This is a genomic window from Xanthomonas sp. BRIP62415 (assembly GCF_003993515.1).
Classification (GTDB): domain Bacteria; phylum Pseudomonadota; class Gammaproteobacteria; order Xanthomonadales; family Xanthomonadaceae; genus Xanthomonas; species Xanthomonas euroxanthea.
Genome location: NZ_QEZH01000023.1, coordinates 591,579 through 603,263, shown reverse-complemented (window position 1 = coordinate 603,263; position 11,685 = coordinate 591,579). Strand labels below are relative to the sequence as shown.

12 protein-coding genes are annotated in these 11,685 nt (G+C 67.3%); 3 read left to right on the top strand and 9 right to left on the bottom strand.

Going from position 1 to position 11,685, the window contains the following annotated elements:
* Window positions 1–210: 210 nt before the first annotated feature.
* From EO141_RS10365 to purM, 5 genes are all read right to left on the bottom strand, one after another.
* On the bottom strand, window positions 211–894 hold the full coding sequence (locus EO141_RS10365) for a DUF3108 domain-containing protein (RefSeq protein ID WP_115677656.1): 684 nt from the start codon (window positions 892–894) through the stop codon (window positions 211–213).
* A gap of 3 nt (window positions 895–897) precedes the next feature.
* Complete coding sequence (locus EO141_RS10360; RefSeq protein WP_104648155.1) at window positions 898–1,725, bottom strand: DUF3108 domain-containing protein; 828 nt, start codon at window positions 1,723–1,725, stop codon at window positions 898–900.
* 65 nt (window positions 1,726–1,790) lie between these two features.
* Complete coding sequence (gene purN, locus EO141_RS10355) at window positions 1,791–2,444, bottom strand: phosphoribosylglycinamide formyltransferase (protein WP_127169132.1); 654 nt, start codon at window positions 2,442–2,444, stop codon at window positions 1,791–1,793.
* A gap of 35 nt (window positions 2,445–2,479) precedes the next feature.
* On the bottom strand, window positions 2,480–2,938 hold the full coding sequence (locus tag EO141_RS10350) for a hypothetical protein (RefSeq protein ID WP_104648281.1): 459 nt from the start codon (window positions 2,936–2,938) through the stop codon (window positions 2,480–2,482).
* A 14-nt stretch (window positions 2,939–2,952) separates the two neighbouring features.
* A complete protein-coding gene (purM, locus tag EO141_RS10345; protein ID WP_206514791.1) occupies window positions 2,953–4,086 on the bottom strand; it encodes a phosphoribosylformylglycinamidine cyclo-ligase in 1,134 nt (377 codons plus the stop codon).
* A 22-nt stretch (window positions 4,087–4,108) separates the two neighbouring features.
* Here purM and EO141_RS10340 point away from each other — a divergent pair, with 22 nt between their 5' ends.
* From EO141_RS10340 to hda, 3 genes are read left to right on the top strand one after another with little or no spacing between them, the layout of a single operon-like run.
* On the top strand, window positions 4,109–5,221 hold the full coding sequence (locus tag EO141_RS10340) for a DUF2066 domain-containing protein (RefSeq protein WP_164739151.1): 1,113 nt from the start codon (window positions 4,109–4,111) through the stop codon (window positions 5,219–5,221).
* Complete coding sequence (locus EO141_RS10335) at window positions 5,218–6,384, top strand: AI-2E family transporter (RefSeq protein WP_104583061.1); 1,167 nt, start codon at window positions 5,218–5,220, stop codon at window positions 6,382–6,384. The genes EO141_RS10340 and EO141_RS10335 overlap by 4 nt, the downstream gene beginning before the upstream one ends.
* Window positions 6,381–7,082, top strand: coding sequence for a DnaA regulatory inactivator Hda (hda, locus tag EO141_RS10330; RefSeq protein ID WP_115677653.1), 702 nt, complete (start codon window positions 6,381–6,383; stop codon window positions 7,080–7,082). The genes EO141_RS10335 and hda overlap by 4 nt, the downstream gene beginning before the upstream one ends.
* Window positions 7,083–7,886: 804 nt before the next feature.
* Here the strand turns inward: hda and murU are convergent.
* The 4 genes from murU to EO141_RS10305 all read right to left on the bottom strand — a co-directional run bounded on the left by murU (window position 7,887) and on the right by EO141_RS10305 (window position 11,608).
* A complete protein-coding gene (murU, locus tag EO141_RS10320) occupies window positions 7,887–8,597 on the bottom strand; it encodes an N-acetylmuramate alpha-1-phosphate uridylyltransferase MurU (protein WP_127169129.1) in 711 nt (236 codons plus the stop codon).
* The gene (locus EO141_RS10315; RefSeq protein ID WP_127169128.1) at window positions 8,594–9,616 is read right to left on the bottom strand and encodes a phosphotransferase; all 1,023 of its coding nucleotides are present in this window, start codon (window positions 9,614–9,616) and stop codon (window positions 8,594–8,596) included. The genes murU and EO141_RS10315 overlap by 4 nt, the downstream gene beginning before the upstream one ends.
* Window positions 9,617–9,674: 58 nt before the next feature.
* On the bottom strand, window positions 9,675–9,947 hold the full coding sequence (locus tag EO141_RS10310; RefSeq protein ID WP_127169127.1) for a GlsB/YeaQ/YmgE family stress response membrane protein: 273 nt from the start codon (window positions 9,945–9,947) through the stop codon (window positions 9,675–9,677).
* Window positions 9,948–10,114: 167 nt separating this feature from the next.
* On the bottom strand, window positions 10,115–11,608 hold the full coding sequence (locus tag EO141_RS10305; protein WP_127169126.1) for a M20 family metallopeptidase: 1,494 nt from the start codon (window positions 11,606–11,608) through the stop codon (window positions 10,115–10,117).
* Window positions 11,609–11,685 lie beyond the last annotated feature (77 nt).

Here is an 11,685-nt window from a genome sequence, read left to right as displayed (position 1 = left end):
GGGGTGAGCGTGTCTCTGCCTGCTGCGGAGATTCCGCACCGCGCCTGATCGAAATGAAGAGCCCGGCTGGCAGCCGGGCTTTTTCTTGCAGTCGGAGGGCAGCTGCCGAGCAGCTCCCACGACCTGGTAGGAGCGTGCCTGCGCGCGACGGCGCATGACCGATAACGCCCCGTCGCGCGCGGGCACGCTCCTACCAGGCGCGCCTGGCGCTCAGCGCAACGCCTTGATGGTCAGGTCCAGCGCGTCCTGGCCCTTTTCCTTCTGCAGCAGGCGCGCCGGCACCGGCAGGTCCTTGACTACCCAGGCAATCAATTCCTTGTCGCCGTCCACGCGCGACACCTTGGTCGCCTGCTCCTGCTTGCCGTTGACGGTGATGGTTTCCTTGCCGACCACCTTGTAGCTCATCGGCTTGATGCGGCCTTCGTCGACCATGCGGTAGTTCAGCGGCTTGCCAGCGGCCAGGTCGCGGGTGATCGCCAGGTTGATCAGCAGGGCATCCATGTCGCCGGGCTGCAACTTCACCGGGCCCCGGCGGTCCGGCTTGATGTCGCCACCCCAGGTGGCCTGGCTGGTCTTCCAGTCGTAGTTGGCCGTGACGTTGCGGCGCTTGACCATCATCGACGAGGTGTCGTTGCTGCTGACCGGGCGCAGCTGGCCGTTGCTCTCTTCGAACACCGTGCTCTGGGTCAGGTTGGCCAGCTGGTTCTGGATGGTGAGCGTGTAGCGCCACTGGTTGGCGCCGGCGGCGGCCAGGGTCATGGTGCCGTTGGCCTGCATGCCCATGTAGTTGGCCGAATAATCGGCCTGGAACGGCTGCATGGCGAACGCGGGCAGGCTGGCTACGGCCAGTGCGGCAGCGGCGATCAGCGAACAGGTGCGGGAAACGGTGTGCATGGGTCAGGCTCCTTGATATTCGACCAGGCGTAGATCGACCTGATCCTCACCTTTGTCACGTTGCAGGATGCGCACCGGCGTGGGAACCCCGTTGGCGATCCAGAGGATGGTTTCGTTGTCGCCGCTGTTGACGCGGTACACGCGCAACGCGTCGTAGCTCAGGTCGCCGACCTGCACCACCTCGGTGGCATCGGCGACCTTGTAGTCGTATTTGCGCACCCGGCCGACATCCACGTAGCGATAGCTCAGGCTGCGTCCGGGTTGCGCGTCGCGCATCAGCGACAGGTTCAGCGACAGCGCGCTCTGGTCGCCGCGCTGCAGCGGAATCGGCTGCTGGCGCTCCTTCTTCAGATCGCCGTCCCACTGGGCGCTGGCGGTCTGCCAGTTGTAGACGCCGGTGACCTTCTTGCCGAAGAACATCGCCTTGCGCACGGTGCTCTGGCTCAATGGCACATAGGTGTCGCCATCGACGCGAAACACCGTGCTCTGTTCCAGGTTCAGACCGAGAATGCTGGCAAAGCCCTTGCGGCCGCGTACCGACATGTCGATGCGCCACTGGCTGCCTTCGCCGTTGCTGACCTGCATGGTGGCATCGCCGGCTTCCTTGCCGCGGTAGAACGCCTGGTACGTGGCCACGAAGGGCTGCAGTGGCGGCGGCGTCCAGCTGCTGGCAGGCAGGGCGGCTGCAGATGCAGGCGCCGTCGGCGGCGCCGCAACCGGAGCGGCGGCAGCTGGCGCAGGCACGGCAGCGGCCTGTTGCGCACGGCCGGCACCGGCCGGAACAAGCAGGACGGCGGTTAACAGCGCGGTGGCGATCGGGAGGGGTTTCATGCGCTGAGAGCGAGGCACGGGGCCGCCAGGATGTCCGAGACAGGATGAGGAGGGCGTATCCGCATTCAGGCGAGTGCGGTGTCAGCGGACTCTAGTCGCAATGGCGTAAACAGGCACTGACCGTCGATGTGGACGCCATCGCCACGCACCTGCACGCGCCCGCTGGCAAGCAGGTCCAGCGTGGCCAGCAGCAGCGGGTGTTCGCGCGCCAGCACGCGCGCGGCCAGCTGCTCGGCGCTGTCGTCGGGCAGTACCGGTACGCGCGCCTGCGCGATCACCGTGCCGGCATCCAGTTCCGGCACCACCAGATGCACGCTGGCGCCATGTTCGGCGTCGCCGGCTTCCAGTGCGCGGGCGTGGGTGTGCAGGCCGCGGTACTTGGGCAGCAGCGAGGGGTGGATATTGAGCATGCGCCCGGCAAAGCGACGCACCAGCGGCTCGCCGAGGATGCGCATGTAGCCGGCGCAGATCACCCAGTCCGGCCGCGCGGCGGCGATCGCATCGCCCAGCGCGGCGTCGAAGGCGGCACGGTCGGAGAAGTCGCGCGGGCTGGCGCTCCAGCGCAGTGCCTCATCGACCTTGTGCAGGGCCGGCGCCTGTGGGCGATCGGAAAACACGCCCACGACCTCGGCCGGCAGCCGGCCGCTGGCGATGGCATCGAGGATGGCCTGCAGGTTGCTGCCGCGGCCGGAGGCCAGCACGGCCAGGCGCAGGCTCATGCGGTGCGATTCGCTGATGTCATGGGCAGTGCGCGTCACGCTGCAGTGGCGGTGGGAGCAAACAAGGCCTTGACCTGCGGGCGCAGCAGCACCACCAGCGTAAACACGCCGACGACGGTACCGAACGGCATGAAGGAGCAGGAAATGCCGGCCACGATCAGGCACAGCAGGTGCCGTCTGCGCTGGGCAATGCAGCGGCCGGCATAGGCCATGAACGCTGCCAGCGTCAGGCCGCAGACAATGAACACACCTGCGAACACCACGAAGAACCAGCCGAACAACCGCGGATCCATCGGTGGTGCATCCGTGCTGGCCTGTGTCATGGGCAGGTGCCCGGTGACGATCGCAATGCCCATGAACAGGTGGATCAACGGGAAAAGCGAAAACAGCGCGGTGATGGCGGCCAGCACATAGTGAAAGATCGACAGCAGTTTCAGGTGCTGGAGATCGTCAGCGCTGGCCTGTGCCGGCAGTGCGTGTGGGGCAGCGTCCATGCAGGTCTCCTCGGTCAACCGATCCGCACGCGCTCATCGCCCTGCGCCGGCACCACCTGGCCGATGCGCCAGTGCGCCAGCGACTGCGCCTCCAGTGCCTGTTCCAGCGCGGCGGCCTGTTCGGGTGCGGCGACCAGCACGAAGCCGATGCCGCAGTTGAAGGTGCGCCACATTTCCGCATCGGCCACCGCGCCTTCGCGCTGCAGCCAGGCGAACACCGGCGGCAGCATCCAGGCGGTGGCGTCGATGTCCAGGCCCAGGCCGTCGGGGATCACCCGGATGATGTTTTCGGTCAGCCCGCCGCCGGTGATGTGGGCCATGGCGTGGATGCTGTCGCCATGCGACTTGAGCAGCGCCAGGATCGGCTTGACGTACAGCGCGGTCGGCGCCATCAGCGCGTCGATCAGCTTGACGCCGTCGTCCAGCACCAGCTCGGCCGGGGCGCCGGCACGCTCGTAGATCCTGCGGATCAGCGAGTAGCCATTGGAATGCGGGCCGGACGAGGCGATGCCGATCAGCACGTCGCCGGCGCGCACCTGCGCGCCGTCCAGCAGCTGCGATTTTTCCACCGCCCCGACGGTGAAGCCGGCCAGGTCGTATTCGCCCGGCGGATACATGTCGGGCATCTCGGCGGTTTCGCCGCCGATCAGGGCGCAGCCGGACAGCTCGCAGCCGCGCGCGATGCCGCCGACCACCGCCGCGGCGGTCTCCACGTCCAGCTTGCCGGTGGCGAAATAATCCAGGAAGAACAACGGCTCGGCGCCCTGCACCAGCACGTCGTTGACGCACATGCCGACCAGGTCGATGCCGATGGTGTCGTGCCGGCCCAGCTGCTGGGCCAGCTTGAGCTTGGTGCCGACGCCGTCGGTGCCGGACACCAGCACCGGCTCCCGGTACTTGCCGGACAGGTCGAACAAGGCGCCAAACCCGCCCAGGCCACCCATCACCTCCGGCCGGAAGCTGCGCTTGACCAGCGGCTTGATGCGTTCGACCAACGCATTGCCGGCGTCGATGTCGACACCTGCCTCACGGTAGGTCATGGGCGAGGGATTGGAAGGCGTTGGGCTGGTCACGGGCAGGGAGGGCTCGGCTGTAAAGGCGGCGATTTTAGCAGCCACGTTGGCGCTGGCGTCCCATTCGGGCAACAATTCACCCGGATACGCTTACGTCATGGAACCGTCGATGCGCCGCAGTCTCGCTTTCTTTCTCGCCCTCGTGGTCGCCATGCCCCTCGCGCCAGCCTTTGCGCAGGCCGATCTACGCACCGAAGGCGACGTCGCCAAGGCGCAAAGCGCCTATGAGGCCGAAGTGCCGGTCAACAGCCAGAGCGAGTCCGATCGCCCCGGCGCGCTGGCGCGCGCGCTCGGCGCGGTGCTGGGCAAGGTCTCCGGCGACCGCGGGGTGATGAGCCGCCCAGGCGTCTCGCAGGCACTGCGCGGCGCGCCGGGCTATGTCGAAAACTACGACTACCGTCAGGACCAGGGCACCTCGCGCACCGGGGCGCCGACCTTCCGCACCGTGCTGGTGGCGCGCTTCCGGCAGTCCGACGTGGATGGCCTGATCGCCGCACTGGGGCTGCCGGTGTGGCCGCTGCCGCGGCCCAAGCCGGTGCTGTGGCTGGCCATCGACGACGGCAGCGGCCCGCGCCTGGTCGGCGTGGCGCAGGCCAATGCCGCGCGCAGCGTGCTGGACCGGGCGATCGAGCGCGGCTACCGGCTCGGCCTGCCCGGCGGTGCCGCCGCCGAGCAGGTGCTGGCCGGCGCGATCTGGCGCAAGGACACCGCGGCGGTGGCGCGCGCATCGGCCAAGTACAGCCCGCCAATGCAGTTGATCGGCAAGCTCTACCGCAATGACGCCGGCTGGACCGCCGACTGGGTCTTCGTCGACAACGGCAACGTGCTGTCCAGCTGGACCAGCAGCGACGGCGATGCGCGTCGTGCGATGGCCGCCGGTGCCGATGGCGCGGCCGATGCCCTGGTCAAGCGTTACGCCAAGCGCGTGGATTCGGGTGTGCCCGGTGTCTACCGCGCGGTGATCACCGGGATCGGCAGCGCCGACGACTATCTGCGCGTCTCCGCCGCGCTGCAGGGCGTGTCGGTGGTGCGCAGCATCCGCCCGGTCAGCGCCAACGGCGACCGCATGGAAGTGGATCTGGAATTGCTCACGGGCATTTCCGGCCTCAACCGTATGCTCGGCGACAACAGCCCGTTGGTACCCGTGTCGGTGCCGACCGAGGGCCCGATCATTCTCGAAAACGAGCACGCCGAGTACCGCCTGAAATGACCTTGACTCCCGAAGCCGAAATCGCCCTGTTTCTGCGTCGCCTGAAATGGGTGGCGGTGACTGTCGGCGTGTTGTGGGTGGTCTCGCTGCTGTCGCCGATCCTGACGCCGTTCGTGCTGGCGTTGCTGCTGGCCTGGCTGGGCGATCCGCTGGTGGATCGCATCGAACGCGCCGGCCGCTCGCGCAACATCGCGGTGGTGCTGGTGTTCGTGCTGGCCCTGCTGCTGTTCGTGCTGGCGCTGATGATTCTGGTGCCGATGATCGAGCGCCAGATCATGACCCTGATCGACGCGCTGCCGCAGATGCGGACCTGGGCGATCAGTACCGCGATCCCGTGGCTGGAAGCCAAGACCGGCGTGGAACTGATGGGCTGGCTGGACCCGGAGCGCCTGATCGACTGGATCCGCAGTCACTGGGAACAGGCCGGCGGCGCCGCCAAGACCTTCTTCGGCTACGTGCAGCGTTCGGGCTTTGCGATGGTGACCTGGGTGATCAACCTGGCGTTGCTGCCGATCCTGGCGTTCTACTTCCTGCGCGACTGGGATCGCCTGGTCGAGCGGGTGGCCGCGGTCATTCCGCGTGCCTACATCGGTACCGTGAGCCGGCTCGCACTGGAATCCAATGACGTGCTGGGCGGCTTCATCCGCGGCCAGTTCCTGGTGATGCTGGCGCTGGGGGCGATCTACGCCGCCGGCCTGTCCATCATCGGGCTCAATCTGGGCCTGTTGATCGGCATCATCGCCGGCTTCATCAGCTTCATTCCGTATCTGGGCGCCACCACCGGCATCGTGCTCGCCCTGCTGGCGGCCGTGGTGCAGGCGCAGGGCTTCGACCTGAAGTTGCTGATCGGCGTCGGCGTGGTGTTCACCGTCGGCCAGTTGCTGGAAAGCTATGTGCTGACGCCGCGCATCGTCGGCGACAAGATCGGCCTGCATCCGGTCGCGGTGATCTTCGCGGTGATGGCGGGTGGCCAGTTGTTCGGCTTTCTCGGCATGCTGCTGGCGCTGCCGGTGGCGGCGGTGGCCAATGTGCTGCTGCGCTATGCGCATGAGCAATACACGCGTAGCGATCTGTATGCGGGCGAGCGCGCCGGCATCGTGCTGCAGTCCACGCCCGAGCGCAGCGTGATCATCGACCCAAGCAAGGACACGGATCGCTCGTGAGTGTTCCGCAGTTGCCACTGGCGTTGCGCGCGCCGCCCGATCAGCGATTCGATAGTTACATCGCCGCGCCTGATGGCCTGCTGTCGCAGCTGCAGGCATTGGCGGCCGGGCAGGTGAACGACTGGCTGTATCTGTCCGGCCCCGCCGGCACTGGCAAGACGCATCTGGCGTTGTCGTTGTGCGCGGCCGCCGAACAGGCCGGGCGTGCCCCGGCGTACCTGCCCCTGCACGCGGCCACTGGCCGGTTGCGCGATGCGCTCGAGGCGCTGGAAGGGCGCAGCCTGGTCGCATTGGACGGTGTGGAAAGCATTGCCGGGCAGCGCGACGACGAAGTGGCGCTGTTCGATTTCCACAACCGCGCGCGCGCTGCCGGCACCACCTTGCTGTACACCGCGCGGCAGACGCCCGATGGCCTGGCCTTGGTATTGCCGGACCTGCGCTCGCGGCTGTCGCAGTGCATCCGCATCAGCCTGCCGGTGCTCGACGACGCCGGGCGCGCGGCCGTGTTGCGCGATCGTGCGCAACGGCGCGGGCTGGCGCTGGACGAGGCAGCAATCGACTGGCTGCTGACCCATAGCGAACGCGAACTGGCCGGACTGGTGGCGTTGCTGGACCGGCTGGATCGCGAATCGCTGGCTGCCAAGCGCCGCATCACCGTGCCGTTCCTGCGGCGGGTGCTGGAGGATCGCGGCTCTTAGAGCGGCCTACAGAATTACGTTGCTCACTGCTACTCAGGTGCAGGCTGCTTTGCGTTTCCTATCAGCACATCCATCCGCAGTGTCCAGGCACTTGAAGCACGAGGCCCAGAGTTTGCAGAGCGGATGGTCTGTAGCTTTGCTGCAGGGCCCTTGCCCGCCCACCATCGCAGGACACGCCGCAAGTACGTCCGTGTAGGCTCCGGCGCGGCATCCATGCCGCTCAGGGTCCCGCGACGGTGAGCGGGCAAGGACCCGTCGAGAGGGGCGATGTGCAGGGCTTCCAGTAAACAATCAGCGCACTGTCTGGTGCGGTGAGGGCGCCGTGCCTTCGGCGCTGCGAGTTTGCTGCGCGGTCCTTGTCCGCCCACCATCGCGGGACACGCCGCAAGTACGCCCATGTAGGCTCCGGCGCGTCATCCATGCCGCTCAGGGGCCCGCGACGGTGGGCGGGCAAGGACCCGTCGAGAGGGGCGATGTGCAGGGCTTCCAGTAAACAATCAGCGCACTGTCTGGTGCGGTGGGGGCGCCGCGCCCTCGGCGCTGCGAGTTTGCTGCGCGGCCCTTGCCCGCCCACCATCGCGGGACACGCCGCAAGTACGTCCATGTAGGCTCCGGCGCGGCATCCATGCCGCTCAGGGTCCCGCGACGGTAGGCGGGCAAGGACCCGTCGAGAGGGTTGGTGCGCATGGATAACAGCAGGCGCGGCGGCACTCGGGTTGGATGCAAGGCCCGTCAGGATGGTTGGTGTGCGTAGTTCGAGCAACGCACGATGCGCGGCTGGCCGGTTGCAGCGCTTGGTTGCGGTCAGCCGCCGTCGCGCAGCAGCTGGGCATCCAGCTCTGCCAATCGCTGCGGCGTGCCGACATCGGTCCAGCGTCCGGCATGGTGGATGCCATCGATCAGCCCTGCCGCCATCTGCGCACGCAGGATTGGCGCCAGCGCAAACCGTGGTGCCGCGCCGCTGGGCTCCGGCAGCTGGCCGATGACCGATGGCCAGTCGCGCAGCAGTGCCGGTCGATACATGCCGATGCCGGAATAGGTGAGCGTTGCCGGCAGGTCCGCGCGCACCTTGCCATCGGCATCCAACGCAAAGTCTGCGCGCGCTGCATAGGCGGGGCGGTCGACCAGCACCAGCTGCGCCAGGCCCGCCGGCGCGGCCGACAGCCGCGCGAAATCGAAATCGGTCCAGATGTCGCCGTTGACCAGCAGGAACGGCGCATCGCCCAGCAACGACAATGCATGCAGCATGCCGCCGCCGGTTTCCAGTGGGGTGGCGCCCTCGAAGGAATACGTCAGCCGCAGCCCGAACGCGCTGCCATCGCCCAGTACCTGCGGAAATTGGTCGGCCAGCCACGAGGTATTGATCACCACCTCGTCCACGCCCAGTGCGGCCAGCTTGCGCAGATGCCAGACGATCAGCGGTGTGCCGCCGACCGACAGCAGCGGCTTGGGCGTGTGTTCGGTCAACGGACGCATGCGCTCGCCGAAACCGGCGGCGAAGATCAGCGCCTTCATGCGCCGGCCTGTGCGGAGCGTGCCGCCAGGGCAGGTTTGACCAGCTTTTCCAGCAGGCCGACCAGCGGCGCAAGGTCGGGATGACGCGGCAACACCTCGTCCAGATAGGCGATGAAACGCGGCACGTTATCCAGATACCAATGCTTGCCGTCGCGATGGCTCAGGCGCGAGAAGATGCCGAGATTCTTCAGATGCCGCTGCACGCCCATCCAGTCCGCATCGCGCAGGAATTGCGCCAGCGGCGGCACCGGCAATCCGGACGCTGCCGCACGTGCGTGGTAGCGCTCCAGCCAGCCATCCACGCGCGCCAGCGGCCAGCTCACCGAGGTGTCCTTGAACAGGCTGATCGGGTCGTAGGCGATCGGGCCGATCACGCAATCCTGGAAATCCAGCACCGCCGGCCCGTCGCCGATCGGCATCAGATTGCGCGGCATGAAATCGCGATGGGTGAACACGCGCGGCTGCGCCAGTGCGTTGTCCATCAAGCGGCGCTGCACCAACTGCAGCTGCTCGGCCTGGCCGCAGTCCAGCTGCAAGCCGAGGTGGCGGCCGAGGAACCATTCTTCGAACAGGCCGGCATCGCGTTGCAGCAGCGCCTCGCCGAACTCGCCACTGTCGGCAGGTGGCGGAATGCGCTGCAGCAGCAATAACTGAGTGATCGCAGCATCCAGCAACGCGTCGGCATTGGCGTCGGTCAGTACCTGCGCCAGGGTCGGCACGCCCAGGTCTTCCAGCAGCAGGAAGCCGGTTTCAAGATCCTGCGCAAGCACCTGCGGCACCCGCACGCCGTGCGCGCCGAGCAGGGCGTGCATGCGCAACCAGGGCGCCACATTTTCCAGTGCAGGTGGCGCATCCATCAGGATGTGGTCCACGCCGCGTCCCTGGGTACGCCAGTAGCTGCGGAATCCCGCATCGACCGAGGCACGTTGCAGCGTGACCTCAGGGGCGTTCAACGCATGCTGCGCCCATTGCAGGCGGAGCGCAGCGCGCGCGGTATCTGGAGTCAACGATGACGTCATGGGTGAATGCTGTGTCGTGAAGTGAGGCGCAGCCTGGTCGAAAACGACGCAGGTTCGATCAACGCTTGCTGGCGCTGAACAGCCGCAGCAGTGCCAGGATTGCGATCGCACCCAGCAACGCACCGAGGAAACCGGCCGGTTCGCCGGCGTGGTACCAGCCCATGTAGCGGCCGAACCAGCTGGCGACCAGTGCACCGGCGATGCCCAGCACGATGGTCAGCAGGCAGCCCAGGCGCTGCGTGCCAGGGGTGATGAAACGGGCCAGCAGCCCGACCACGAAGCCGACCAGAATGATGTAAAGCCAGCTGTCGCTACCGAAGAGAGTGTTCATCGCAGGCACTGAGGGGAGGGGATCGGCAGACTAGCATTCGCCGCCGCCGCGACCACGTGTGCCGCGCTGGCTGTCGCCATGGCGTTGGGGCTGCATCCATGCGCGCGCCGCAGCGCATGGCGAGGCGCTGGGCCGCCCCGACATGCGCGGGGCGGCCCAGGCATCAATCAGCAGCAGCCATGCCCGCCATGACGGGTGCCGCTGTCGGCCGCCACCGGCGAGCCGCTGGTCTCGCCGCGCAGGCAGGCGGCGTGATGCTCGGCAATCACCTTGGACACGCAGGCCGTCACCCGCTTGCCCATCGGGATGTGCAGGAACTCGTTCGGGCCATGCGCATTGGAATGCGGGCCGAGCACGCCGGTGATCATGAACTGCGCGCCGGGGAACTTCTCGCCCAGCATGCCCATGAACGGGATCGAGCCGCCTTCGCCCATGTACATCGCCGGCTTGTCGAAGAACGCCAGGCTGGCGTCGTCGATGGCCTTTTCCAGCCACGGCGCCATCGCCGGCGCATTCCAGCCGGACGAGGCCTTTTCCAGCTCCAGCGTTACCTGGGCGCCATTGGGCGGATCGCGCAGCAGCGCTTCCTTGAGCAGTTCGCCGCAGGCCTTGCCGTCGGCGGTCGGCGGCAGCCGCAGCGACAGCTTCACTGCGGTCTGCGGACGCAGCACGTTGCCGGCCGACGCCAGCGGCGGCATGCCGTCCACACCGGTGATCGACAGCGCCGGGCGCCAGGTGCGGTTCAACACCAGCTCGGTGAGGTCGTCATGCATCGGCACCAGGCCCTCGACCATCGGGAACTTGTCGAAGATGGCGGTATCCAGCGTCGCCGCCGCGGCCTTGGCCTGCGCCAGCCGTTCGGCCGGCACTTCCACGTGCAGTCCGTCCAGCAGGATGCGGCCGCTGGCTTCGTCCTCGATCCGCGACAGTAGCTGGCGCAGCAGGCGGAAGCTGGACGGCACCACGCCGGAGGCATCGCCCGAATGCACGCCTTCCTCCAGTACCTTCACGCTCAGGTTGCCGCCGGTCAGCCCGCGCAGCGAGGTGGTGCACCACAGTTGCTCATAGTTGCCGCAGCCCGAATCCAGGCACACCACCAGCGACGGCTTGCCGATGCGTGCGGCCAGATGATCGACATAGGCCGGCAGGTCGTAGCTGCCGGATTCCTCGCAGGCTTCGATCAGCACCACGCAGCGCGCATGCGGCAGGCCCTGGGTACGCAGCGCCAGCACCGCCGCCAGCGAACCAAAGATCGCATAGCCGTCGTCGGCGCCGCCGCGCCCGTACAGCTTGTCGTCGCGCAGCACCGGCTCCCACGGACCGAGGTCGGCATCCCAGCCGGTCATTTCCGGCTGCTTGTCCAGGTGGCCGTACAGCAGCACGGTGTCGTCGCCCGATTCGGTGCCGGTGGCCGGAATCTCGATGAAGATCAACGGCGTGCGGCCTTCCAGGCGCACCACCTCGACCTGCATGCCCTCGATCGCCTGCGCGCGCGCCCAGGTTTCCATCAGGGTGACGGCCTGCTCCATGTAGCCGTGCGCGACCCAGTCGGCATCGAACATCGGCGATTTATTGGGAATGCGGATGTAATCGACCAATTGCGGGACGATCTCGCGGTCCCAGGTGTCGCTGATGAATTGGTCGATCTTGGCGCTTTCCATGGAGGCTCCGAATACGTGGCGTAACGGCACATTCTACGCCCGTGCCTGGGGGTAGGTATTTCCCTACAAGCCGGCGC

Excerpts from the sequence above, each read along its gene's own strand:
- EO141_RS10365 (WP_115677656.1), bottom strand. The coding sequence starts at position 894 with ATGCACACCGTTTCCCGCACCTGTTCGCTGATCGCCGCTGCCGCACTG.
- EO141_RS10360 (WP_104648155.1), bottom strand. The coding sequence starts at position 1,725 with ATGAAACCCCTCCCGATCGCCACCGCGCTGTTAACCGCCGTCCTGCTT.
- purN (WP_127169132.1), bottom strand. The coding sequence starts at position 2,444 with ATGAGCCTGCGCCTGGCCGTGCTGGCCTCCGGCCGCGGCAGCAACCTG.
- EO141_RS10350 (WP_104648281.1), bottom strand. The coding sequence starts at position 2,938 with ATGGACGCTGCCCCACACGCACTGCCGGCACAGGCCAGCGCTGACGAT.
- EO141_RS10340 (WP_164739151.1), top strand. The coding sequence starts at position 4,109 with ATGGAACCGTCGATGCGCCGCAGTCTCGCTTTCTTTCTCGCCCTCGTG.
- EO141_RS10335 (WP_104583061.1), top strand. The coding sequence starts at position 5,218 with ATGACCTTGACTCCCGAAGCCGAAATCGCCCTGTTTCTGCGTCGCCTG.
- murU (WP_127169129.1), bottom strand. The coding sequence starts at position 8,597 with ATGAAGGCGCTGATCTTCGCCGCCGGTTTCGGCGAGCGCATGCGTCCG.
- EO141_RS10315 (WP_127169128.1), bottom strand. The coding sequence starts at position 9,616 with ATGACGTCATCGTTGACTCCAGATACCGCGCGCGCTGCGCTCCGCCTG.
- EO141_RS10310 (WP_127169127.1), bottom strand. The coding sequence starts at position 9,947 with ATGAACACTCTCTTCGGTAGCGACAGCTGGCTTTACATCATTCTGGTC.
- EO141_RS10305 (WP_127169126.1), bottom strand. The coding sequence starts at position 11,608 with ATGGAAAGCGCCAAGATCGACCAATTCATCAGCGACACCTGGGACCGC.